This window comes from Streptomyces sp. cf386 (assembly GCF_900103585.1).
Taxonomy (GTDB): domain Bacteria; phylum Actinomycetota; class Actinomycetes; order Streptomycetales; family Streptomycetaceae; genus Streptomyces.
The window spans coordinates 594,391-617,788 of sequence record NZ_FNHV01000001.1; the positions used below are offsets into that span (position 1 = coordinate 594,391).

General features: G+C 72.3%; 19 protein-coding genes. 1 reads left to right on the forward strand and 18 read right to left on the reverse strand.

Annotated elements, in window-relative coordinates; genetic code table 11:
* Window positions 1-11: 11 nt before the first annotated feature.
* From BLU79_RS02550 to eccD, 9 genes are all read right to left on the reverse strand, one after another.
* The gene (locus BLU79_RS02550) at window positions 12-446 is read right to left on the reverse strand and encodes a hypothetical protein (protein WP_093903887.1); all 435 of its coding nucleotides are present in this window, start codon (window positions 444-446) and stop codon (window positions 12-14) included.
* 1 nt (window position 447) lies between these two features.
* Window positions 448-903, reverse strand: a complete 456-nt coding sequence (locus tag BLU79_RS02555; RefSeq protein WP_177000831.1) for a YbaB/EbfC family nucleoid-associated protein — start codon at window positions 901-903, stop codon at window positions 448-450.
* Between the two features lie 167 nt (window positions 904-1,070).
* Window positions 1,071-1,454, reverse strand: coding sequence for a hypothetical protein (locus tag BLU79_RS02560; protein ID WP_093903889.1), 384 nt, complete (start codon window positions 1,452-1,454; stop codon window positions 1,071-1,073).
* A 68-nt stretch (window positions 1,455-1,522) separates the two neighbouring features.
* Window positions 1,523-2,752, reverse strand: a complete 1,230-nt coding sequence (locus tag BLU79_RS48035; protein WP_093903890.1) for a hypothetical protein — start codon at window positions 2,750-2,752, stop codon at window positions 1,523-1,525.
* A gap of 22 nt (window positions 2,753-2,774) precedes the next feature.
* On the reverse strand, window positions 2,775-4,352 hold the full coding sequence (locus BLU79_RS02570; RefSeq protein WP_093903891.1) for an ATP synthase F0 subunit B: 1,578 nt from the start codon (window positions 4,350-4,352) through the stop codon (window positions 2,775-2,777).
* A 32-nt stretch (window positions 4,353-4,384) separates the two neighbouring features.
* Window positions 4,385-4,678 (reverse strand): WXG100 family type VII secretion target, encoded by a 294-nt coding sequence (locus tag BLU79_RS02575; RefSeq protein ID WP_093903892.1) that lies wholly within the window; start codon window positions 4,676-4,678, stop codon window positions 4,385-4,387.
* Between the two features lie 86 nt (window positions 4,679-4,764).
* A complete protein-coding gene (locus BLU79_RS02580; RefSeq protein ID WP_093903893.1) occupies window positions 4,765-5,094 on the reverse strand; it encodes a WXG100 family type VII secretion target in 330 nt (109 codons plus the stop codon).
* Between the two features lie 40 nt (window positions 5,095-5,134).
* The gene (eccB, locus tag BLU79_RS02585; protein WP_093903894.1) at window positions 5,135-6,631 is read right to left on the reverse strand and encodes a type VII secretion protein EccB; all 1,497 of its coding nucleotides are present in this window, start codon (window positions 6,629-6,631) and stop codon (window positions 5,135-5,137) included.
* Window positions 6,632-6,697: 66 nt separating this feature from the next.
* Complete coding sequence (eccD, locus tag BLU79_RS02590) at window positions 6,698-8,083, reverse strand: type VII secretion integral membrane protein EccD (protein WP_143052443.1); 1,386 nt, start codon at window positions 8,081-8,083, stop codon at window positions 6,698-6,700.
* A gap of 177 nt (window positions 8,084-8,260) precedes the next feature.
* On the opposite strand from eccD, the gene eccCa reads away from it, so the two are divergent.
* On the forward strand, window positions 8,261-12,235 hold the full coding sequence (gene eccCa / locus BLU79_RS02595; RefSeq protein WP_093903896.1) for a type VII secretion protein EccCa: 3,975 nt from the start codon (window positions 8,261-8,263) through the stop codon (window positions 12,233-12,235).
* A 33-nt stretch (window positions 12,236-12,268) separates the two neighbouring features.
* Here the strand turns inward: eccCa and BLU79_RS02600 are convergent, their stop codons facing one another.
* The 9 genes from BLU79_RS02600 to BLU79_RS49840 all read right to left on the reverse strand — a co-directional run bounded on the left by BLU79_RS02600 (window position 12,269) and on the right by BLU79_RS49840 (window position 23,362).
* Window positions 12,269-15,046 carry a LuxR C-terminal-related transcriptional regulator gene (locus BLU79_RS02600; protein ID WP_093903897.1) on the reverse strand — a complete coding sequence of 926 codons (2,778 nt, stop codon included), beginning with the start codon at window positions 15,044-15,046 and terminating at the stop codon, window positions 12,269-12,271.
* 64 nt (window positions 15,047-15,110) lie between these two features.
* Window positions 15,111-16,337, reverse strand: coding sequence for a type VII secretion-associated serine protease mycosin (gene mycP / locus BLU79_RS02605; protein ID WP_093903898.1), 1,227 nt, complete (start codon window positions 16,335-16,337; stop codon window positions 15,111-15,113).
* Window positions 16,330-18,237, reverse strand: coding sequence for a type VII secretion protein EccE (gene eccE, locus BLU79_RS02610; RefSeq protein WP_093903899.1), 1,908 nt, complete (start codon window positions 18,235-18,237; stop codon window positions 16,330-16,332). The genes mycP and eccE overlap by 8 nt, the downstream gene beginning before the upstream one ends.
* Before the next feature lie 97 nt (window positions 18,238-18,334).
* The gene (locus BLU79_RS02615) at window positions 18,335-18,601 is read right to left on the reverse strand and encodes a hypothetical protein (RefSeq protein WP_093903900.1); all 267 of its coding nucleotides are present in this window, start codon (window positions 18,599-18,601) and stop codon (window positions 18,335-18,337) included.
* A gap of 243 nt (window positions 18,602-18,844) precedes the next feature.
* Window positions 18,845-20,032, reverse strand: a complete 1,188-nt coding sequence (locus tag BLU79_RS02620; RefSeq protein ID WP_093903901.1) for a sensor histidine kinase — start codon at window positions 20,030-20,032, stop codon at window positions 18,845-18,847.
* Entirely contained in the window at window positions 20,029-21,801 is a 1,773-nt protein-coding gene (locus tag BLU79_RS02625; RefSeq protein WP_093903902.1) for a sodium/solute symporter, read from the reverse strand. Before BLU79_RS02625 ends, BLU79_RS02620 begins: the two co-directional genes overlap by 4 nt.
* Before the next feature lie 54 nt (window positions 21,802-21,855).
* On the reverse strand, window positions 21,856-22,212 hold the full coding sequence (locus BLU79_RS02630; RefSeq protein WP_093903903.1) for a hypothetical protein: 357 nt from the start codon (window positions 22,210-22,212) through the stop codon (window positions 21,856-21,858).
* A gap of 5 nt (window positions 22,213-22,217) precedes the next feature.
* Window positions 22,218-23,033, reverse strand: a complete 816-nt coding sequence (locus BLU79_RS02635) for a LytR/AlgR family response regulator transcription factor (protein ID WP_093904202.1) — start codon at window positions 23,031-23,033, stop codon at window positions 22,218-22,220.
* A gap of 68 nt (window positions 23,034-23,101) precedes the next feature.
* Window positions 23,102-23,362, reverse strand: a complete 261-nt coding sequence (locus BLU79_RS49840; protein ID WP_093903904.1) for a zf-HC2 domain-containing protein — start codon at window positions 23,360-23,362, stop codon at window positions 23,102-23,104.
* Window positions 23,363-23,398 lie beyond the last annotated feature (36 nt).

Here is a 23,398-nt window from a genome sequence, read left to right on the forward strand (position 1 = left end):
CTCAGGTCGGCTCAGGTCTTGGTGGGCTTGGTGTTGGTGTTGCCGCCCTTGGGCTTCTCGGACGGCGGCGGCATCGGCGGCACGCTCACGGGCGCCACCTCGGGCAGATAACTGTCGAGCTTCACCATGTTTTCCTTGGCGTATTGCTCGGCCTTCTCACCGGAGGTCGCGACGTCGGCCATCGTTTCGGCGAACTTCCGAATGTATTGACCGATGGCCTGGAAGCCTTCGACGACCTTCGGACTCTTGCCATAGAACTCCATCATCGCCTGGTACGTCTCATTGCCCGAATCTCCTTCTACGGGCGTACCGTTGGCGGTCTCGAGCATCGAATGGAGCGATTCGATCTCGCCGCCGACACCTTCCATCCCGGGAATTCTGGACCGGATCTGAGAAGGCACAACGAGGATTTCCTCGTCGTCCTTGGTCTTCAGCAGGCCGGCCATGTCAGTCCTCGTCGTCCAGGGTCCGGGCCGCCGCCTGCCGCGCGGTACTCCGGAGCGCCGCGGTCTCCGGTGCGTCCTCGGCGCCGAAGCCAGTGCGCAGGACCTTGAAGAAGTCGGCGTTCTTCGGGTCCTTGGCGCCCGGCAGCAGGTCCCAGATGGTGTCGCCCTCGAACCGCGACGACTCCTCGGTCGCGGCGAGCACGGGCGCGGCGACGGCCGCGGCCTCGCGCTGCAGGCCAAGCTGGGCGGCGGTCACCGTCTCCAGGATGAGCGCGGCCAGCCCGGCCGGCGGCAGCGAACGGTAGGCCGTACCCCGGAACTTGACGTCGGTGATACGGCCCTGCGCGTTCACCGTGACGCTCATCGACCGGTCCTTCGACTCGGCCGTGTGCGACATCCTCCCGAGCGTCTGCTGCGCTTCCAGAAAGGCGTCCCGGGTCTTTTCGTACCCGGCCATGATTTCCTTCAGCAGGGCTTCGTTCGCTGGATTCACGGTGACCTCCGGGAGAGAAAGGGGGGAAACGGCGGAAAGCACACGGCAAGCGAAAGGCCCGTGCCCCTGGGTTCGTTGCTTCATGCGGGGGCACGGGCCGCCGGACGTCCTGGTTCAATCGCGCCGGGCGCTTACAGGTCGATGCCCGTGACGGACGAGAACGAGCGCGCGGTGAGAATGGTGCCGATCTCGAACCTCGCGAAGGCGATGTCCTCGCCGGCCTGTCGGATCGGGTCGGGCCACTTCTTGATGATCTCCACGAGCTCGCGCAGGAAGTCGCGCAGCCCCTCGATGACCACGCGGAACGCCCGTGCGCCCTCGCCGGTCCAGCCGTTCTCCGGGTCGAGAAGCTTCTGGGACTGGAGCTCCACGTCGTTGGCCATCGTGGCGATCAGGTCCCGCACCTGCCCCATCACATCACTGGCCTGGTAGTAGAGGTTCTCGTCCAGCTGGTTGAGCGCCTCGATGACCTGTGTGAGATAGGCCAGGTCCGCCTCGGTCGCCATGACCGCCATGGGGTCTCACCTCCTGGGTGTCGGTTCGTGCACTGCGTACGGTTGTGGCGGCGTCAGTCATGGCGACGTCAGTCATGGCGGCCCAACTGCCCGGTCTCGCCGGTGCCTTGGGCGCCCCAGACCTCCTCGTCCTCGGTGAGCCAGGTGTTGTTCTGCTGGCCCTCCTTCTGACCGGCGCCACCGGGCGGTGCCGCCCCGCCCATACCGCCGCCCATCGGCGCCATGGGAGCACCGGTACCGGCTCCGGTGGGTACGCCGGGGCCCCCGGCACCAGGGCCGCGGCCGGCGCCGACGGCGTTGCCGATCGGGTCGGCGGTCAGGCCGGTGCTGCCGGGGCCGCCGAGGCCACCGGCCTTGCCGCCGCCGAGCCCGCCACCGCCGATGCCTCCGCCGCCACCGCCGATCCCTCCGCCGGTGAGGCTGGGCAGCTTGCCGATGCCGCCGCCCGCGCCACCGCCGCCGATCCCGGCGCCGAGGCCCTTGCCGTCGAGGCCGGAGAGCTTGGCCCCACCGGGGGTGTCGAAGCCCGGGAGCTTCCCAGAGGGGCCGCCGGGGCCGCCTCGGAGACCGGGCAGCGGCTTGCCGTCGGGGCCGAGCAGGGAACCCCGCCCCCCGCTCCCGATACCACCGACGCCGCCGACACCGCCGGACCCGGGTCCGCCGCCGGTCAGATTCGGCAGCGGCGCACCCCCGCGGCCGAGACCGCCGCCCCCTACGCCCGAGCCGTCGAGGCCGGAGAGCTTGGCGCCGTTTCCGATGGCGCCGATGCCGTTCGGGTCGAGGTTCGGCAGGCCGGCGCCGCCACCGGGGGGTTTGCCCGAACCGGTCGTCAGGTTCGGCAGGCCCGCGCCACCTGCGGTGAGACCGCCGCCGGGAGCACCGGGAGCGTTCAGCCCGCTCAGCGCAGTCTTCGGATCCGGTGCCGTGAGCCCCTTCAAGTCGGCGCCGCCACCGGGCAGTCCACCACCGCCAGGTACTCCGCCACCGCCGCCGGGCGGTGTCAGTGCCGGGCCGCCGCCGGGTGCCGTGAGCGCCTTGCCGCCGGGCGGCGCTCCTCCGCCGCCTGGCGCCCCGGGGCCCCGAGGGGCTCGGCCGTCGCCGTCCTGCGTGCCCTTCCTCGGCTGCCTCAGTCGCGGATCGCCGGCCTGCCCGCCCGGGGCACCGTCACGACCGCGGAAGGTCGGCACGCCGTCACCACCGATGACGCTCTTGTGAAGTTGGTGCTGCTGGGACAGATTGGCGAGGACCCCTTGGACCTCCTGGGATGCGACGGCGGCCTGCGCCTGCGTCAAGAACATGGCCGACCGCCCCTCACTGCGCTCATGACTGCGTCCTCATGGTTCCGGGCGCGGGGTAGCCCTCGCCGTACTCGGCGTTCTCGTCGATCACGGCACGGCTCAGGTCGCCGTCATCGGTTGCGACCGGGTCGCTCTCCGGAAGCACCTCGGGCTGGAACGGCTCTACTTCCTCGCCGTCCACGATGGCGCCCGTGGACGGGGGCCCGTCAGCCGTACCGACGGGGCCGTCCGCGCCGTCCGGACCGGACGTCTGGTCCGGGTCGTATGTCTCCTCCGGTGTGTCCTCCGTGCCGCCAGTGCCGTCGCCCCTGTCGCCGGGGTCTTCACGCTGGGCGTTTTCCCGCTCGGCGTTCACCTCGTCCTCGACGGCGCGGGCATCGGCGTTGGCATCATCGATCTCGCGCTGCGCCTCGTCGCGGGCCGCTTCTTCCTTCCGCTCCGACTCGGCGTAAGCGGTTTCGGGGTCGCCACCGGCCGCGATCTTCTCCTCGGCTTCGGCGTACGCCTCGTCCACCTTGCGGTCCGCTGTCTCATTGGCTTCGTCGATACGCCGGTCGGCCTCGGCACGGGCGTCCGCCACGCGTTCTTCGGGCGTACCGTTCCCGTCCGTACTGGAGAGCTCGGTCTCGTCACCGGCGTCGCGCTCGTGCTCTTCTATCTCGCCGTCGCCATCGAGGTCACGACCTTCCGAACCGGCATCACGCTCGTGCTCCTCGATCTCACCATCGCCATCAAGGTCACGACCCTCCGAACCGGCATCACGCTCGTGCTCCTCGATCTCACCATCGCCATCAAGGTCACGACCCTCGCCGGTCTGAGGCTTCTCCCCCTCGGGGCCTTCGCCCGCCTCGGGTTCCTCGGCGCCGCTGCCCGGGGGTTCCTCGCCCGCACCGCCCGGCGGCTTCTCCTCGGGCTTCTCCTGCTCCGGCTTCTCCTGCTCGGGCTTCTCCTCTTCCTCGGGGCCTCCCCCGCCACCGGAGTCGGGGCCACCCCCACCGCCGGCCTCGGGGCCTCCCCCGCCACCGGCCTCCGGGCCGCCGCCTCCGCCGCCCGACGAGGAGCCTTCTTCCGATTCCTGCTTGTCCTCCTCCTCTTCTTCCGTGTCCTGCTCGTCGTCGTCCCGCTCGTCCTCGTCCTCCTCCTCCGACTCAGGAATGTCGTCCTTGTCGAAGTCCGAGTCGGGCACTTCCTTGTTGTCGATGTCCTGCAGCGACCCGTCGCGGCTGTCGATGAACTCCGCGGTCTCCTCCAGGGTCCGGCCGAGGTCGTCCATCTCGGCCTTGGACATCTCCTCGCCCGAGTCGTACTTCTCGGCCGCGTCGACCAGTTCCTCGCCGAGTTTCGTCAACGCGTCCGACATCAAACGGAGCTCGGACCCCAGACTGCGGCGTACCGAACCGAGCGTCGCCTCCAAGGCGTTGGTGCCGGGGAAGAGCGTCGGGTCGGCGACGGGGAGCGTGAACGAGTCGAGCAGCTCGGCCGTGGCCAGCATGCCTGAACCGCCCAGGCCGTCCCGTCCGTTGCCCGCCAGGACCTGCAGGTAGTTGCCGAACTTCTTCAGGTCGTTCGGCCTGACGCTGATCACGTCTTCATCGGGCATGTTCTCTCACCACCTTCCGGGGTCCGTCGCCGTCAGCCCTGGAAGGTCCGCTGGACCTGCAAGTCCTGCTGCTGATAGATCTCGGCCACGGAGCCGACGGCCTGCGCCGCCGTCGTCAGGAACGTCTGCAGGCGCTTGGCGGCGCCGTCCCAGATCGCCTGGGCGTCCAGGTAGGCCAGCTTCGAGCCGCCCTCCCACTCGCTGAGCGTGGGCTGGATCTCCTCCTCCAGCTTGTCGAGGCTCTGCCGGACCTTGTTGCTGGCGGCGATGATGGCGTCCATCGCGTCGATCATGCTCCGGGTATCACCGCGGAATCCGTCACCCATGGTCTTGTCTCCTCAAATGCGTTGCGGGAAAGGTCAGTTGTCGGGCAGGCCGGGCCGGCCTGTTGTGCGGGGCTGCCGTGAAGGGATCAGTTGCCGTCGAGGACCGAGCGCAGCTGGCCCATCACGAGATTGGTGTCGTCGTCGGCCTTCGTCTGCTCGCCCAGCGCCAGTTCGAGGCTGAGCTCGATCTGCTCCAGGGCCTGGAGCATGGTCTGGTGCTCGATGTCGTACTGGTCCATGATCGAGATGAAGGTGGTCTGTGACTCGGCGGACCAGCTGGTGGCCAGCCCGCCGACGATCGACTGCGCCTCGGTGTGGTGGGTGCGCAGGTCGTTGCCGCACTGGGTGATCTTGTCCCGTCCGGCTGTCATCTGAGCGAAGTTGGTACTCGTCAGGCCCTGGGGCGGAGTGCTCATGGTGTTCTCCTCGGTTGTGTTCCGTGGTGGTCCGCGGGCGTCAGTCGACCGCGGGGTTCTGGGAGGGGACGGGGGCCGCCGGGGCCTTGCCCGGGTCGGCGGCCAGGGGGCTCTTCGCGATCTCCGGGTCCAGCGCGGGACCCGTGGGGACGAGCGAGAGCACCGTGCTCGGTACGGGCACCGCCGAGGCGGGGTCGTAGCCGAGAGACGTGGCGACTTCGGGGTTCGCGAGGGGGAAACGTACGCCCGAGTCGGTGATGAGGAAGAGCGTGGGCGCGGCCCCGGCGCCGGTCGCGGTGGCGAGGGTGCCATGGCCGGGGGCGACCACGATCCGGTCGGCCGTGGGCCCGTCCGTCGCGGGCTGTTCGGGGCGGGGCAGGCCGGGCGGCGCCGCGTCGGCCGTGCCGCCCGCGGCTTCCCGTACCGCGACCGTGACCTTGGGCTTGTCACCCGCCCCGGTGCCGGGGGTGACCCGGACGCAGGGCACCTGGTTGCCGTTGCCGGGCGCCACGAACGGGGCCGGGGGTGTGGTGGGCAGGCCTTCGGTACGCAGTTCGCGGGCGGAGCGCGGCGCCGCGTTGAGGGCGGCGGTGGGCACCTTCACGGGGGTGACCTGGCCGCCAGGATAGGCCTCCGCGGTCGCGGGGTCGCCGAGCAGCAGGGCCGCCTCGGTGGCGGTGATCGGGGAGAGGCCGTCGGCGAGGAGCAGGAAGTTGATGTCGGGGTCCGCGTCGTCCTGGAAGATCTGGCCGACCACGCCGTTCTGTCCGCCGACCGGGGGCCCGGCCGAGCCCCGGCCCGGCACGTCCGGTGCGGTCAGGTCGGGCCCTGAGGCGAGGGAGTTGAGCCAGGCGTCGGGGACCTTGAAGGCCGGGGTGTTGGCGTAGCCGAGCGCGGTGAGGGTGGCTTCGCCGTCCACCTTGAGGCGTACGCCGCTCCAGGCCAGGTAATTGGTGCCGTCGGCGGCCTCGATCTGAAGGGCGCGGTCCGCGCCGAGCTCGGTGAACTTCTCGTTGCCGCCGCCGATGTACGCGGTGACGATCGCCTCGTCGCTGCCGTCGGCCTTGGTGCGGTTGGCGGTGCACACGGACCACTTGTCGCGGTCGAGGCTCTTCGCCTCGGGCAGCGAGTCGGGGGCGCCGGGGATTCCGAGGACGGGGCCCTTCGGCACGCTTCGGACGGCCTTGGCGGCGACGGTCTGCGGCTTCAGATTGCCCTGGCCGGTGATCATGATCGCCGAGGAGGTGTTGAGCACGGGGTGCAGCGCCCCGCTCAGATACAGATACCGTGCGCCGGTCTCCTTCTCGACGACCAGCGTGCCCTCCTTCTGGAAGGCCTTGCTGCTGCCGGGGAAGAGAAAGCCGTAGGCCGCCATGCCGCCCAGTGCCACCACACCGAGCGCGGTCCCGGCGATGGTGCCGAAGGTGAAGCGGCGCATCGGGACCTCGGGGGCGTCCGGCTCCCCTCGGGTGAGGCCGGCCGTGATCCTGCTCAGGGTGAAGGTGTACGCCTGCACCTGATCGCGGCGTGTCTGCATGGGGACTCGCTCCTCAGCTCAAGCAAGTGGTCGGTACGTAGCGGTCGTTGACGATGCGGGCAGCGCTCAGCCGAAGAGGGCCTGCGCCCACCCGTAGGCGTCGAGGATCGCGAGCAGCAGCGGCAGCACGGACAGGCCGACCAGCAGCTCGAGGATCTCGGCCGCCCGCCCCCAGTACGGCAGCAGCCGCCGGCCGGGCAGGATCCGCGCCCCGGCGAGCAGCATCCCGGCGGTGACCACGGTGCCGCTCACCGCGCCGAGCAGCCGCGACTCGAAGGGCAGCAGCCATGCCGCGCCGATGATCAGCACCAGGAGGCCGAGTACGGCGGGGGCCAGCAGGGCGATGCGCTGCCCGGCCCCGATGAGGATCCGGCTGCGCAGCAGCAGCGCGACACAGCACACGGCGAGCAGCGTCACGTACTCCCAACTCCCGCCGAGTGCCACCAGCGGCAGTGTGCCCGCGACGACCAGGCCGACCGCGGCGAACAGCCCGGTCATGAAGCGGTCGGCGACGGCCGCGCGCTCCAACAGCCACGTGGCGCGCATGGGTTCGATCTCCTGTTGCAGCTCCTCGCTGTTGCTGGGAAGCAGCGGCATCCGCAGATCGGCGAGGCGGAAGGAGGTGCCGGGCACCATCACGTTGAACACCAGCGCCACGACCAGGAGCACGGACGCCGACTGCGCCGAGTTCAACGTGGTCGCAGCGGCGAGCAGCCCGCCGAGCGATACGGCGGCGCTCACCGTGAGGAGCGCGGCGAAGCCCTGATGGAGGCCGCCGACGAGGACCATGGCGAGCACGGTCGCGGCCAGTGCCGCGAACCCGGCGGCAAGAACCTGGGCCGCCTCGACGCCGCCGGTCGCGCTGCCCACGACGAGGTATCCGGCGAGACCCGCGAACAGCACGCCGAACAGGGCGATCAGCCCGGCCGGGGCCGTGTCCTTCATGCCGCGGGCCACGACGGCCGCCCCGCCGTGCAGGGCGAGGGCGAGCCCGGCGGCCGTCGCGGCCCGGGTCAGGGGCGGTCCGGACATGAGCAGCATCGTCCAGGCGGAGGCCAGCGCGCCCGCCATCAACAGCAGGAACAGCCGGCGCGTCATCGCGTCGCGCCAGCGGTCGGGCCGGCCGCGTACGCCGTCGGCGACGCCGGTGATCAGGTCGTCGTAGTCGATGACGGGAAGCTCGGCCCTGCGGGGCGACAGATACAGGGACTCGCCGTCGCGTACGGCGAGCGCGGAGAGGGTGCGTTCCTCATCGAGGGCGGGCTCGCCGAGGCGCTGGAGCACCCAGCCGTCGTGCTCGACTCCGACATCCGCCAGGTCCTGGCCCGCATACGTCATGAGGGTCGGCAGCAGGTCGTACAGCGGGACGTCGGACGGCACGGCGACCTCGAGCGACGACGAGGGCGTCACGAGCATCATCCGGCACAGTTCGTTGGTCGCGTTGCTGGTCACGCCGGGGGGCACGCGGGAGTCGACGGCCGGGTTCAACCCGTATTCCCCTCAACTCGGTTTGAGCCGTGGGGGCTTGGCGTGCGTGCAGGTGCGCGAACCCCTTTGCCGAGTTCGGACGAGTTCCGTCGAGTCCGCCGAGCCCGTCGACTTCACCAGTACCGAGTCCCTGGAGGCCGCGTGTCCACCGTCGTCTTCCGCAGGCCCGCGCGGCGCGCGGCGCCCGCGCTGCCCACCGGCGAGATGCCGCTCCAATCGCCGCCGCCCCTGCCGGAGTTGGAGGCGCAGGGCTTCACGGCGGTGGTGGGTTTCCTGCCCATGGCGCTGTCCTCGCTGACCATGGGCATGATGTTCGTGGTACCGGGGATCGGTGCCACGTTCCGGTACGTGATGATGGCGATGATGGCCGTGTCCCTGGTCGTCATGCTGATCCTGAACCTGATGCGCGGCCCCATCGAGCGCAAGCGCAAACTGCGTGGCGAGCGCCGCGGCTATCTGCGTTACCTCGCACAGCAGCGCCGCAAGGTGCGCAGGGCCACCGATCAGCAGCGCCGGCACGGTCAGTGGCAGTTCCCGGAGCCGGACGGCCTGTGGTCGCTGGCCCTGAGCAAGCGACTGTGGGAGCGGCGCGTGTCGCATCCCGACTTCGGCGAGGTGCGCCTGGGCACCGGGCCGCAGCCGCTGTCGATGAAGCTGAGCCCGCCCGAGTCGGCGCCGGTGGAGGATCTGGAGCCGGTGAGCGCGCATGCGCTGCGGCGTTTCATCGAGGCGTACGGGAGTGTGCCGGGCGTCCCGGTCTCGCTCTATCTGCGCGGCTTCGCGCATGTGCTGATGGACGGGGACATGGACGCGGCGCGCGCCATGACCCGCTCGGTGCTGGCCTCGCTCGCCGTACTCCACTCCCCCGTCGACCTGCGGATCGGGGTACTGGCCTCGGGTGCGGCGCTGGAGGAGTGGGAGTGGACGAAGTGGCTGCCGCATGCGATGCACCCGGGCCGTACCGACGCGGCGGGCCCGGTGCGGCAGATCGCCGAGGACTTCGCCGAGTTGGAGGAGCTGCTCGGCCTCAGCGGCGAGGGCGCGCGGGAGCGGGCCCGGTTCGAGCCGGACACGGAGGTGTCGGCCGATGAGCCGTATCTGGTGATCGTGGTGGACGGGGCGCGACTGCCCGCCAATGTGCAGGCGGCGACGAGCGGTTACCGCAATGCCGTGATCATCGACCTCTCGGACTCGCTGCCGCGCCGGGCCAGCCGCTATGTGCTGCGGCTGCAGGTGTCACCGCAGCAGGTGGAGCAGGTCACCAAGGACGTGGCGGGCCAGGACGTGTTCACCGATGTCTGTGCGCCCGACGCACTGTCGGCGGGCCGGGCGGGCAAGCTGGCCCGGCTCGTCTCCCGCTACCGGCTCAGCGGCGGCGCCGACCAGTCGGAGCCGCTGACCACCGACTTCGAACTGACCACGCTGCTCGGGGTGGGCGATGCGATGGCGCTCGACCCGCAGGTGACCTGGCGGCCGCGCTCCACCTGGGACCAGCTGCGCATCCCGATCGGGATCGCGGAGAACGGCGCGCCGGTCGAGCTGGACATCAAGGAGGCGGCGCGCGGCGGCATGGGCCCGCACGGCATCCTCATCGGCGCCACCGGCTCCGGCAAGTCCGAGACCCTGCGCACCCTGGTCCTGGGGCTCGCGGTCACCCACTCCTCCGAGGCGCTGAACTTCGTCCTCGTCGACTTCAAGGGCGGCGCCACCTTCCTGGGCCTGGACCGGCTCCCGCACACCTCGGCGGTCATCACCAACCTGTCCGACGAACTCCCCCTCGTGGACCGTATGCAGGACGCCCTGCAGTCGGAGATGAACCGCCGCCAGGAGCTGCTGCGCGCCGCCGGGAACTACAGCTCGGTGCACGACTACGAGAAGGCCCGCCAGGCCGGGGCCCCGCTCGATCCGCTGCCCTCGCTGTTCATCGTCGTCGACGAGTTCAGTGAACTGCTCTCGCAGAAGCGGGAGTTCATCGACACCTTCGTGATGATCGGGCGGCTCGGCCGGTCGCTGGCGGTGCATCTGCTGCTCGCCTCGCAGCGCTTGGAGGAGGGAAAGATCCACGCGCTGCAGTCGCATCTGTCGTACCGCATCGGCCTGCGGACGTTCTCGGCGATGGAGAGCCGCGCCGTGCTCGGTGTCACCGACGCCCACAATCTGCCCTCCGCGCCCGGCCACGGCTATCTCAAGACCGACACCGATACCCTGCAGCGGTTCAAGGCCGCCTATGTGTCCGGCCCGTACGGCAGCCCAGTGAGCCGCGAGCGCCGCCAGGCGGTGATCGAACAACAGGTGGTGCCGTTCACCACCCGCTACATCGAGCCGCGCATCCTCCAGCCCGCCGAGCCGGTCGCCGACGAGGTGCCGCGCGAGGAGTCGGGCGCATCGCTGCTCGATGTGATCGTGGACCGGCTGGCGGGCCAGGGCCCGCCCGCGCACGAGGTGTGGCTGCCCCCGCTGGGCGATCCGCCCACCCTCGACATGCTGCTCCCTGCCCTCAGCCGGCATCCGGAGCTCGGTCTGTGCACCGCCGACTGGGAGGGGCGCGGGCGGCTGACGGTGCCGCTCGGAATCGTCGACAAGCCTCTGGAGCAGCGCCGTGACCCGCTGATCGCGGACCTGTCGGCGGCCGACGGCCATGTGGGCATCGTCGGTGCCACCCAGAGCGGCAAGTCCACCTTCGTCCGCACCCTCGTGACGGCCCTCGCGCTCACCCACACTCCGGCCGAAGTGCAGTTCTACTGCCTGGACTTCGGCGGCGGCGCGCTGTCCTCGCTCAAGGGCCTGCCGCATGTCGGCAGCGTCGCGGGCCGGCTCGACGTGGACCGCGTCCACCGGACCGTGAACGAGATCGTCGGGCTGATCGACCGGCGTGAGGAGATGTTCCGCGACGAAGGTATCGAGTCGATCGCCGAGTTCCGCCGGCTGCGCGCGGCCGGGCGGCTGCCGCGGGAGAGGTACGGGGACGTGTTCCTCGTCATCGACGGCTGGTTCACGCTGCGCCAGGACTTCGACAAGCTGGAGGCCTCCGTCCAGGAGGTCGCCTCGCGCGGCCTCGGCTACGGGGTGCACCTGATCGTCACGGGTACCCGGTGGATGGAGTTCCGGACCTGGCTGCGCGATGTGATGGGCACCCGCTTCGAGCTGAAGATCGGCGAGCCGATGGAGTCCGACATCAACTCCAAGGCCGCGGCGCTCGTCCCGAAGGTCCCCGGGCGCGGACTGACCCGCGACCAGCTGCAGTTCCTGGGCGCGGTGCCGCGTACCGACGGTGTGGAGAGCGGCGAGAACCTGGCGGAGGCGCACCGCGCCCTGGTGGAACAGGTGGCCAAGGCGTGGCACGGCCCGGCCGCACCCCAGGTGCGCCTGCTCCCGGCGAAGCTTCCGCTCGCCGAACTCCCTGCCGCCGACGGCGACTTGCGGATGCCGTACGGCCTGGAGGAGACGGGCCTGCGCACCGCCTGGCACGACTTCGAGCAGACACCGCACCTGATCGTGCTCGGAGAGACGGAGAGCGGCAAGACGAACCTGCTCAGGCTCGCCGCCAAGTCGATCATGTCCCGGTACACCCCGGCCGAGGCCCGCATCATCCTCGGCGACACCCGCCGCCACCTGTTCGACTCCGTCCCGCAGAACTACCAGCTCGGCTACGCCGTCTCGGGCGTGAACCTGGCGGGCCTCGTCAAGGAGGCCGCCGAGTCCCTCACCAAGCGGGTGCCGGGCCCGGACATCACCCCCGACCGGCTGCCGCTGCGCGACTGGTGGTCCGGGCCGCGTCTGTTCCTGCTGATCGACGACTACGACCTGCTCGCCGCCCCGATGAACCCGCCGCTGGCCCCGGTCGTCGAACTCCTCTCCCAGGGCACGGAGATCGGCCTGCACGTCATCATCGCCCGCTCCACGGCCGGCGCGAGCCGCGGCATGGGCGACGGCGCCCTGCGCCGGATGCAGGAGCTGGGCACCCCGATCCTGCTGCTTTCCTGCGGCCGCGAGGAGGGCACGTTCCTGCCCACGGCACCCCCGAAGAAGCTCCCGCAGGGCCGCGCACAGCTGGTGACGCGGCGGGCGGCGCCGGTGCTGGTCCAGACGGGGCTGGTGGAGGAGCCCGAGGCGTAGTTGGTGAGGGCGGCGCGCCGCAGCACCCGCGGGCTACGGCGCCTGCTGGCGCGCCGCCTCCCGTGCCACCTCGGTCCGTGACCGCACCCCCAACTTGCCCAGGATGTGCGACACATGGGTCTGTACGGTGCGCGGTGACAGAAACAGCTCGGCGGCGATCTGCGGATTGGAGCGTCCCTCGGCCACTCGGCGCGCCACCTTCAGCTCGGTGGGCGTCAGCGCCTCCCAGCCGGTGGCCGCCTTGCGGTGCGTGCCGCGCCGGCCGCGGCGTACGCCGAGGGGGCGCAGACGGGCGTCGGCACGGTCCACGTCCCAGTCGGCGCCGAGCGTGGTGTAGACGTCGACGGCCTGGTTGAGGTGGTCGCGGGCCGCCTCCAGGTCGCCGTGCCAGGCCTCGGCCACGGCCAGGTCCACCAGGGTCCGGCCCAGGTACTCCGGGCGGGCCCCGGTCTCGTAGTAGGCGAGGGCTTCCCGCAGCGTGCCGGGGTCCTGTGCGAACAGGCCGCGGCAGCGCAGGGCGGCCGCCCCGAGGCCGGGGTGTCCGCTGCCCTGCGCGGCCTCGGCGGCGGCGAGATCGACGGTGCGGCGCGCGGTGTCGGTGTCGCCGGTGTCCAGGGCGAGGCGCACGATGTCGGGGAACCAGTGAAATCGCTGGTCGAGGTCCTTGGCGTACTCCGGGGCGAGGGTGGGCAGCAGTTCGGCCAGCGCGGCCGCCGGGTCGCCGCGGCGTTCGGCCCGCAGGGCACGGGCGAGGACCACGTAGGTGGAGTGGTTGCGCAGGATGCCGGCCGCGATGTGCAGGCCGTCGAGGGCGGACAGATGACGTTCGGCGTCGTCGTGCCGGTCGCGGTGGCCGAGGATGAGGGCGGCCAGACCGTGGCGCTGCACAGGTGTGCTGGGGTCGGGCGCGAGGTCGCCGATCAGGTCGAGGACGGCGAGTGCGTCGTCCCATCGCCCGGCCCAGTAGTGCAGGGACGCGGCCGCGCCGGCGGCGACGGCGATACGGCGCGCGTTGCCGGTGGCCCGGGCCAGCTCCAGGGCCTCGGTGATGCTGGCGCGGGCCGGCTCGATGCGGTCCAGCTTGCCCAGGACCACAGCCTTGTTGGCGATGAGCCGGAAGCGCAGGTCCCGTTCCTGCGGCAGGGCCTCCAGGGCGGCGAGGCCTCGGTCGATGTGGTCGAGGGCCTCCTCGTGGCTGTGTCTGCGGATCGCGAGGAGGTGGGCGACATGCCGGGTGTATGCCCTGGTCAGGGGGTCGTCATGGCCTGCGGCGTCCAGGGCGCGTACGACCCCGGCGGCCTGCGCGTGGTCCCCGGCGCACCACAGGGCGAGGGCGTACACCCCGTCGAGTCGGGGCGGCCAGGGCGCGGGCAGACCGGCGTGGGCGCGGGCTCGCTGCGCGGTTTCGACGGCCTCGGTGAACTCGGTCCTGGTGAGCAGCGCCTCGATCAGCATCAGCAGCAGGGACGCCTTGCGTTCCAGGTCGGTGGCCACGTCGCTGAGGCGGCGCACCAGGCCGACCGATTCGGGGCGGCGCAGCAGATACGCGGCCGCGCCGAGCTTCTCCTCGAGGATCTGTCGGCGCCGGTCGTCGGGGCCGGTGCGCTCGACGGCGCGCTGGATCAGTTCGAAGGCCTGGGCGGGTGCGCGTTCCAGGAGCGGTTCGCCGTGGCGGGCCAGCCAGTCGAGCGTCCAGTCGTCCAGTTCGTCGTGCAGGTCGTGGAGTTGGTCCAGGACCCGCTCGGCGGGTGCGCCCGTCCGGTCCAGTGCTTCGGCCGCCTGTCTGTGCAGGGTGCGACGCAGCGAGAGGGGCAGGCTCGCGGTGAGGGCCTCGCGCACGAGGGGGTGGCGCAGGCGCAGGCGTTCGCCGGACTCCTCGATCAGGCGGTACGCCAGGGCCTCGTCCAGCACGGCGAGCAGTTGGCCGGCGGAGTGCCCGGCGAGGGCGGCGAGTTCGGCGGCGGCGAAGTCCTCGCCGAGCAGGGCCGCGAGGCGCAGGGCGTCGAAGGTCTCGGGGCGCAGGAACCGCAGCCGCCGGGTCACGCGCGCCGCGACCTCGGCCTCTCCTCCGAGTAACTCGGTGAGCAGCGCCGGATTCCCGGCGGCGTCCGGAAGGCGGGCGGCGAGCTCGGGCGGCAGCGGCTTGCCGTGCACGTCGGCGAGCAACTGCCGTGCGGTGTCCGGCTCCAGGCCATTCAGGCGTACGACATGGTCCGCGTCCGGCAGTCCCCGCGGATCGCCGGCCGTGGTGATGAGCAGGAGCTGCGACGTGCGGGCGAGCGTCCCGAGCCGCCGCCACACGGCGAGGCTCGCCGCGTCCGCCCGGTGCGCGTCGTCGAGGGCGAGGACCAGCGGGGCGTCCGCGCTGTGGCGTACGCACATCTCCCGAAGGTCCTGCGCGACGGCGGCGACCAGTTCCGCCGCCGGGCCGCCGGTCCTCAACCGGTCGACGATGTCCGCACGTCGGTCGGTGAGGGCCGAGACGCTCACACAGTCGAGCAGGGCCTCCAGCGGCTGTCCGTCCCCCACCCCCGAGCCGGCCCACACCCGGCAGCCCGCTTCGCGTGCCCTGTCGAGGGCCCAGTCGAGCAGCCAGGTCTTGCCGCCGCCGGGCTCACCCTCGATGCGTACGCTGCCCCCGCGCCCGGCGGTAACACCGCGGACCATCTCCCGCAGCCGAGCCCGCTCCGGTCCACGCACAGCGCCATCCGCACCACGGCCCACGCCCCACCGCCCCCACCTCGGCCCACGAGTTCCGCGCCCGCTGCCAGGCGTCGGCTGCCCGATCGGCAATGGCCACCATGGTGCCATCGGCGGGGGTCGAGCGGCAGGTCACGTGATCCTCGGATCTCCCCGGCCGGCGCGACGGATCTCCTCAGACGGACCGCCGTCGTCCGAGCCGCGCCGCAAGCACCCCCGCCCCCGCGAGGACCACGATGCCGCAGCCGCCCAGGACGACCGGCAGCACACCCGCCGGGACCCCCGGGACAGCCGCGGCGGCGTCCGGTCCCGGCGTGGCGGAGGGGACCGCCGGCCTCTCCCCCGCAGAGGCGCTGCCCTCCCGCCCCGATTTCTCGTCCGCGGCGTCCCCGCCCCGCTCCCCGGGCACCACCACTGTCACCGCGTTGAACGGATTGACCACGCCCCAGCCCACCTTGGGGTCGGGCACCCGGCTCGCGGGCCGGTCGGCGGTGGCCTCCAGACGGTGCTTGACCTGGGCCGCGGTGAGTTCGGGATGGCGGGCCCGGACGAGTGCCGCGGTGGCGGCGACGTACGGAGCGGCGAAGCTGGTGCCCGCGTCGAGCCGGTAGCCGGGGCCCTTCACACCGAGGCTGAGGATGTCCACGCCGGGCGCGGCGAGGTCGACGAAGTCGCCGGCGACGGAGAAGATGGCGGCCTGGTCCTCGCGGTCGGTGGCGGCGACGGCCAGGACCTCGTCGTAGACGGCGGGGTAGGTGATCCCGGCGCCGGGCTGCTGCGGGGTGCCCGGGTCGGCGTTGCCCGCGGATGCGACGATCAGCACGTCCTTCGCGGCGGCGTACTCGACGGCGGCGCGCAACGGATCGCTGGGGGCCGGGGCGTTGGCGGACACGTTGATGACGGTGGCGCCGCCGTCGACGGCCGCGCGGATGGCCCTGGCCATGCCGGCCGCGGTGCCGTCGCGTCCGTCGCTGGTCTGCACGATCGGCAGGATCTTCGCCGCGGGCGCGAGCCCGGTGAACTTCAGGCCGGTTGCGGGCCGCGCGGCGATGATCCCGGCGACGAAGGTGCCGTGCCCCACGCAGTCCGTGTCACCGCGCCCGGTTCCGCCGAGCACATCGCTGCCGCGCAGCACGGCGCCTTGGAGCTGCGGTACGGAACCGTCCACTCCGGTGTCGACGACGGCGACGGTCTGTCCGGCGCCCTGGGTCAGGTCCCACACCCGCTGGGCGTCGAGGCGGGCCTGCGACCAGGGCATGTCGGGCACGGTGTCGACGGACTTCTCGCGGCACTGTCCGGTGGGCGGCAGGGTCGAGGCGCCGGCGGGCGGGGCGGACAGCTGGGCCGCGGCGGCCAGGGCGAGCGCGCCGAGGAACGTACGGATGCGCATGCGGTCAGCCACCGTGGGCCTCCATCGCACCGCGGAACTCCCGCTCGGTATCGGTGGGTTCGATACGCAGCAGCTCCGCCCGGCCGGGCAGCACGAGCGCCGTGGCGGAGCCGGGGAGCATCGGCAGCAGCCGCAGCGCGCTGTCGGGGAGTTCGTACGCGGTGGCCAGCTGGCGGGCGGTCGTCGCCGAGACCCGGGGTACCAGGACGGCGTCGTGGCGGCGCAGTTCCTCGGTGGAGCCGGTGGGCGCCGCGGAGTGCAGTGTGATGCCGAGCTGCCAGGGGGCGAGGTCCGAGCGCGGGGTGCCCGGGGTGGTGCCCGTGTGCTCGTCGATGACGGCGACGGGATACTGCGGGCTGCCGCCGGGCGGGGCGAGGCCGCCGGGGAGCCGGATGACCAGATGCCGGTCGTCGGTGCCCGCGGCGCGCATCACGGCGGCCCAGTGCGCGGGGCGCGGTGAGCGGACGTGCACGGTGAACCCGGCCGCGAGGAGCCGCAGCACGAGCAGGTGGCTCTCGGCGGGGCGCAGGAACACGCCGAGCCGTACGGGTTCGGCCCTGACCAGGCGGAGCACGGCCTGGCTTCCGTCGGCGTACCGGCCGAGGGTGACGCCGTCGCGGTGCAGGGCGAGGCCGAACCGGCGGGCGTCCGGGTGGGGTTGGAGGCTCAGTCCGTCGTGCCGGCCGAGCGGGAGCGTGGCGGCGACGGCACGTCCCTGGTCGCCGTCGAGACGGACCAGCCGGATGCCGCGCGCGGCGGCCGCCTCCACCAGAGCGGTGTCGGGGGCGGCGCCGACGGTGCGCAGCAGTGCGAAGAAGCCGGTCTCGTGGACGGTCGGGGCGGTGCACGTGACCGACAGGGCGCAGGACCGGGCGGGCACGGTGGCGAGGAGTTCCTGCAGGGTGCGCAGGCTGGTGTCGGGGGTCTTGAGGTGGCGGATCCAGTACGAGGCGTGCACGGTGCCCGCGCCGTGCCAGGCGGTCCACTCCTCGGCGCCGGTGCCATGCGGCGTGTCGGGGGCGAGTCCGGCGGACGCGGCCAGGACGTCGGTGATCTCGGCCTCGTCGAGGACGCGGGCCGACCAGCCTTCCTGGCCGAGGAGTTCGACGGCTCGGTGGGCGCCGCGGCGCAGGGCGCGCCGGATGCCTGCCTCGCCGCCGCCGCGGGTGGCGACGGCCTCGGGGCAGGTGGCCTCCTCGAAGCGGACGGCGACGACGGCGGTGTGCAGCAGTGGTACGCGGTCCGGGTTGAGCTCCGCGTGCACGCGCGCAGCGAGCGAGCGGGCCGGGTCGGTGCCGTCGGGGGCGGCATGGTGCTGGACGAGCAGTTGCACGGACTCGAACGCGATGTCCTCCACATGCAGCAGCTCGGCCAGCCGGGCCACCGGCAGTTCGGCTCCCCCGGCTCCCCCAACTCCCTCGGTGCCCTCGGGTTCGAGCCCCTCGGTGAGTGAGGGGCCGCGTTCGACGGCGACCAGGGCGATCCAGGCGCGTCCGTCGTGCACGACGCCGAGCCGAGTGCGGCTGCGCCCGCCGGCCCGGGTCACGGCCAGCTCGGGGAGCAGCCCGCGCAGTGCGGCGAGCGGGCCGTCGGTGTCGGCGGCCGCCTTGCCCCTCGTCTGGAAGCGCACCGCGGTCAGCAGCCACTCGTACAGCCAACGCCGCTTCCAGCGCACCGCGGTGGCGACGAGCAGGAGCAGCGCGGCGGGAAGCGCGAAGAGCCTGCCGGGGCTGGTGGTGAAGGCGCCGACCGCCAGCAGGACGAGGACGAGCTGCCAGGCGACCAGCTGCCCGAGGCGCACCCCGAGTACGGGCCGGTTGGCCCGCTGCCGTACCCGGGTGTTCCGCCGCCCCGGTACGGCCGCCGGTTCCCCGGCTTCCCGTGTGGGGCCTTCCTGCGCCACCGCTGTCATGTCGTGTCCCGTCCCTTCCGGCCGGCCCCGCTGCGGGGCGATCAGCTCTGTCCGGAGGCACGGTCGACGGGGGCTCGCGGCTCAACGCATCCCGGTGTCAGGCGGCTTTCGGGGGAATCGGTCGGCGCTCGGCCCTCCGTGCCCGCGCGGGCACGCCGAGCCGGCGCACCGCCCGGGTGGCCCGGGCGTGCAGTTCGGCCAGGGGCATGCCGAGCTCCTCCGCGGCCTGCGCGGGCGGGCGGCGCAGCAGGTACAGCTCCCGCACGACGGCCCGGTCGAGCGGGGCGAGCGCGGTCAACGCCGCGTGCAGTCCGGCGCGTTGGGCGTGCGTGGGCCGGTCGATGAGTGCGGTCGTGTTGTCCATGGCGTCTCCCCCGCTCTGCGGCGACTGGTCTGTCGCGTGGTGACCAGGGGTACGGGCGTGGTTCGCGTACGACTCAAATGCACCGGAACCGGATGCGCCCGGTGCGCCGAACGGCTGCCCCGCCGCGTCGAGCGGTCGCCGCGGCGGGACGAGCGGTTCGGCGCACCGGTCGCCCGGACCGGTCGGTGGCCGCGGGATCCCCGGCCCAGGCTCCTGGCCGGGTCTGCCCCAGGGTCGGGCTGCTCAATCGCTGCGCACCCCCGGCTGATACTTCGGCAGCCGCACCGTGATCTTCATCCCGGCGCCCTCCGCCGTCTCGATCACCAGGCCGTGGTCATCGCCGTACACCTGCCGCAGCCGGTCGTCGACGTTGCTCAGGCCGATGCCGCCCGACGGGCTGCCCTCGCCCGCGAGGATGGCGCGGAGCCGGGACGGGTTCATGCCGGTGCCGTTGTCCTCGATGACGACGACGGCCTCGGCGCCCGCGTCCCGCGCGGTGATGTCGATGCGGCTGCGGTCGACCCGGCCCTCCAGGCCGTGCTTGACGGCGTTCTCCACGAGGGGCTGCAGGCACAGGAACGGCAGGGCGACGGGCAGGACTTCGGGGGCGATCTGCAGGGTGACCGAGAGGCGCTCGCCGAAGCGGGCGCGGACCAGGGCCAGATACTGGTCGATGGCGTGGAGTTCGTCGGCGAGGGTGGTGAAGTCGCCGTGCCTGCGGAACGAGTAGCGGGTGAAGTCGGCGAATTCCAGGAGGAGTTCGCGGGCCCGGTTGGGGTCGGTGCGCACGAACGACGCGATCACGGCAAGGGAGTTGAAGATGAAGTGCGGGGAGATCTGGGCCCGCAGCGCCTTGATCTCCGCCTCGATGAGCCGGGTGCGGGAGCGGTCGAACTCGGCGAGTTCCAGCTGCACCGACACCCAGCGGGCCACCTCGCCCGCGGCCCGGACGAGCACGGCGGACTCGCGCGGCGCACCGGCCACCAGGGAGCCCAGGACCCGCCCGTCGACGGTCAGCGGCGCGATCACCGCCCAGCGCAGCGGACAGTGCACGTCGCCGCAGTCGAGCGGCACGGCCTCGCCACGGCCGGTGCGCACCACCTGTGCGAGCTGCGCCACGAGCTGATCTCGATGGTGCTCACCGGCGCCGTCCCAGGTCAGCACCGTGTCCTGGTCGGTGAGGCACAGCCCGTCCGTGCCGAGCAGCGAGCGCAGCCCGCGGACCGCCTTGCGCGCCGCCTCCTCGGTGAGCCCGGCGCGCAGGGGCGGCGCCGCGAGGGAGGCGGTGTGCAGGGTCTCGAAGGTGGCCCGCTCCACGGGACTGCCCAGTTCGGGCCGGCCGCCGACGCGTGCGGTGCGCCGGCCGAGCCAGAAACCGAGGACGAGCAGCGGAAGGACGGCGGCGCCGGCGCCGGCCAGGAAGGTGGTCAACGCCGCACCTCTTTGCGGGCGGCGGGGGCGGCCGGGGCAGCGGAGGCGGCCGGGTGGACGGCACGGCGGGCGAGTTGCTCGGGCAGATGGAACCGGGCCAGGGTGGCCGCGGTCCCTGCGGGAATCCGCCGTGGCGTGGCCAGCGACACCACGATCATCGACAGGAAGCCGAGCGGCACGGACCACACCGCGGGCCAGGCGAGCAGCGCGTGCAGCACCCCGGACTCGGGCTGCCCCGCCATGGTCACCGCGACGGCGACGAGCGCCGAGCCGCCCCCGAGGAGCATCCCCACGACCGCGCCCGGCGGGGTGAGCCGCCGCCACCAGATCCCGAGGATCAGCAGCGGGCAGAACGACGACGCCGACACCGCGAACGCGAGGCCCACCGCGTCGGCCACCGGCACCCCGGCGACCACCACGCTTGCCGCGAGCGGCACCGCCATCGCGAGCAGCGCGGCAAGCCGGAAGAGAGACACCCCGCCCCGCCGCGAAGGCAGCATGTCCTGCGTGAGCACCCCTGCCACGGCCACGGCGAGCCCCGACGCCGTGGACAGGAACGCGGCGAACGCCCCGCCCGCGAGCAGCGCACCCAGGAGGTCCCCGCCGAGCCCGCCGATGATCCGCTCGGGCAGCAGCAGCACGGCTGCGTCGGCGTCCCCGGTGAGGGTGAGTTCGGGGGCGTAGATCCGCCCGAGCGCACCGTAGACGGGCGGCAGCAGATAGAACGCGCCGATCAGAGCGAGCACGACGACGGTGGTGCGGCGCGCGGCCCGCCCGTTGGGGCTGGTGTAGAAGCGGACGACGACGTGCGGCAGACCCATGGTGCCGAGGAAGGTGGCGAGGATCAGCCCGTACGTCGCGTACAGCGGGTACTCCTCACGGCTGCCGGCCAGCGGCGTGGACATGCCCCGGCCTGCCCCGGGGTCGGTCCACGGCACGCGCTCGCCCTTGGCGAAGTCCAGGCGGGTGCCGCCGCCGATGCGGTGGGTGCCCTTGGCCAGCCGGAGCTCCTCGCCCTGGTGGCGGCGACCGTCGACCAGGCCGTCCGCCTTCACGGTCAGCGGTGCGGTGAGCCGCATGTCGATGGTGTCGTCGATGCGTACGCTGCGCTGCTCACGGAAGCGCGCCGGTTCGTCGAAGGCCACGGCGGGCGCCCCGTCGCCACGCCAGGCCAGGACCAGGAAGAAGGCGGGCACGAGCAGTGCGGTGAGCTTCAGCCAGTACTGGAAGGCCTGTACGAAGGTGATCGAGCGCATGCCGCCGGCGGCGACGACGGCGATGACCACGACGGCCACCAGGACCCCGCCGAGCCAGCCCGGCGCCCCGGTGAGGACCTCCAACGTGAGCCCCGCACCTTGCAGTTGGGGCAGCAGATACAGCCAGCCCACCCCGACCACGAAGGCCGCGGCGAAGCGCCGCACCGACCTCGACTCCAGGCGCGCCTCGGCGAAGTCGGGCAGCGTGTACGCCCCGGAACGGCGCAGTGGCGCGGCCACGAACACCAGCAGCGCGAGATATCCGGCCGTGTATCCCACCGGGTACCAGAGCATCTCTGGCCCCTGCACCAGGACGAGCCCCGCGATGCCGAGGAACGACGCGGCGGAGAGGTACTCGCCGCTGATGGCGGCCGCGTTCAGCCGTGGGCCGACCGTGCGCGAGGCGACGTAGAAGTCGGACGTCGTACGCGAGATGCGCAGGCCGAGCGAGCCGACCAGGACGGTGGCGACGACGACGAGTGCGACGGCGAGGACGGAGTAGTTCTCGTTCACTGAGTTCCCCGAGTCACCTGAGATCCCCGAACTCCCCATGGATGACGGTGCATGTCAGCTGTCCTCCACCAGGCGGGCGAAGTCCTCCTCGTTGCGCTCGGCGCGTCTGACGTACCAGCGCGCGAGCAGCACCAGCGGCGGATAGATCGCGAAGCCGAGCACCGCCCAGACGACCCCGCCGTGTCCGGGCATGGCCGCGAAGATCAGCGGGAGCGGTACGACAAGCACGCACAGGCCGGCGAACGTGACCACTCCGGCCCGCAGTTGGCTGCGCATCAGGGAGCGCACGTAAGCGGCACCGAGGCTGGTCTGCTCCTCGATCTCGGTGGTCGGCCGGTAGGGGGCGGGGCGCCGGGAGTGCCGGGGCGGGCCGGTGACGACCTCGCGGCGCGGCACGGACTCAGCGGTCATGGCCGTCAGCCTCTGGCTCTGCGGGTGAGCAGGTCGCGCAGTTCACGGGCGTGGCGCCGGCTGACCTGCAGCTCGTCGGTGCCGACCAGGACGCTCACGGCGCCCGCGTTCATCCTTAGTTCGCCGATGTGGGCGAGGGAGACGAGATGGCGGCGGTGGATACGGACGAAGCCGCGGTCGCGCCAGCGTTCCTCGAGCGTGGACAGCGGCATCCGCACGAGGTGGCTGCCGCGCCCGGTGTGCAGACGTGCGTAGTCGCCCTGGGCCTCGACATGCGTGATGTCGTCGACGGCGACGAAGCTGGTGACACCGCCGAGTTCAACGGGTATCTGCTCGGGCTCGGTCTGTGGTACGGGGGCGGAGGCCCGCACCTGCGACGGATCGGCCGGATCGGCAAGGCGGTGCGGGTCGGCGACGGAGGCCCGGCCCGTCTCGGCGAGCTCGGCGACTCGGCGTATCGCCTCCGCCAGGCGCTCACGGCGTACCGGCTTGAGTATGTAGTCAACGGCCTTGAGGTCGAATGCCTGCACCGCGAACCCTTCGTGGGCGGTGACGAACACGATGTGCGGAGGCCGGGCGAATCCTGCCAACAGGCGTGCCATGTCGAGGCCGTCGAGACCGGCCATGTGGATGTCGAGGAACACCACGTCGATGGCCTCGTCCCCGTCGGGCCCGCATTCGAGAGCCCGGGTCACCCGCCGCAGTGCCTGGGTGGCATCGCTCGCACCCTCCGCGCTGCGCACCCGGGGGTCGGCGTTCAGGAGGTAGAGCAGTTCCTCAAGGGAGGGTTGCTCGTCGTCGACGGCGAGGACACGCAGCATGAGCATGGAGTGTAAGAGTCCATCGTAGGAAAGCACATACGTCCGCCGGCCGGTGATCCGGCGGCGGGTCAGCCGGTTCGCCCCCCGGGCCCCGGCAGGTCGCCGTCCGGTCCGGGGAGTCCCGTACCGAGGCCTTCGGCGAGGTCGGTCTCGCTGAACAGGGCGAGGAAATCAGGGACGTCGGCGACTCCCAGATAGGCCGCGCCGCACTGGTCGCACTCGGCGAGGTGGGCGGCCACGCGACGGTCCTCCACTGCGGAGAGCGCGCCGAGGACATAGGCCCCGAGCAGCAGCTCGACATGGGCGTCGTCGTCGGGCGGCACAGTCATCGAGGTTCCGTTCCCTGAGTGTCTTGCTGTCTCGCA

Excerpts from the sequence above, each read along its gene's own strand:
- BLU79_RS02615 (WP_093903900.1), bottom strand. The coding sequence starts at position 18,601 with ATGGACAACACGACCGCACTCATCGACCGGCCCACGCACGCCCAACGC.
- BLU79_RS02550 (WP_093903887.1), bottom strand. The coding sequence starts at position 446 with ATGGCCGGCCTGCTGAAGACCAAGGACGACGAGGAAATCCTCGTTGTG.
- BLU79_RS02630 (WP_093903903.1), bottom strand. The coding sequence starts at position 22,212 with ATGACCGCTGAGTCCGTGCCGCGCCGCGAGGTCGTCACCGGCCCGCCC.
- BLU79_RS02575 (WP_093903892.1), bottom strand. The coding sequence starts at position 4,678 with ATGGGTGACGGATTCCGCGGTGATACCCGGAGCATGATCGACGCGATG.
- BLU79_RS48035 (WP_093903890.1), bottom strand. The coding sequence starts at position 2,752 with ATGTTCTTGACGCAGGCGCAGGCCGCCGTCGCATCCCAGGAGGTCCAA.
- BLU79_RS02570 (WP_093903891.1), bottom strand. The coding sequence starts at position 4,352 with ATGCCCGATGAAGACGTGATCAGCGTCAGGCCGAACGACCTGAAGAAG.
- BLU79_RS02580 (WP_093903893.1), bottom strand. The coding sequence starts at position 5,094 with ATGAGCACTCCGCCCCAGGGCCTGACGAGTACCAACTTCGCTCAGATG.
- eccB (WP_093903894.1), bottom strand. The coding sequence starts at position 6,631 with ATGCAGACACGCCGCGATCAGGTGCAGGCGTACACCTTCACCCTGAGC.
- BLU79_RS02555 (WP_177000831.1), bottom strand. The coding sequence starts at position 903 with ATGGCCGGGTACGAAAAGACCCGGGACGCCTTTCTGGAAGCGCAGCAG.
- BLU79_RS02600 (WP_093903897.1), bottom strand. The coding sequence starts at position 15,046 with ATGGCACCATGGTGGCCATTGCCGATCGGGCAGCCGACGCCTGGCAGC.
- BLU79_RS02560 (WP_093903889.1), bottom strand. The coding sequence starts at position 1,454 with ATGGCGGTCATGGCGACCGAGGCGGACCTGGCCTATCTCACACAGGTC.
- BLU79_RS49840 (WP_093903904.1), bottom strand. The coding sequence starts at position 23,362 with ATGACTGTGCCGCCCGACGACGACGCCCATGTCGAGCTGCTGCTCGGG.
- BLU79_RS02635 (WP_093904202.1), bottom strand. The coding sequence starts at position 23,033 with ATGCTGCGTGTCCTCGCCGTCGACGACGAGCAACCCTCCCTTGAGGAA.
- eccE (WP_093903899.1), bottom strand. The coding sequence starts at position 18,237 with ATGACAGCGGTGGCGCAGGAAGGCCCCACACGGGAAGCCGGGGAACCG.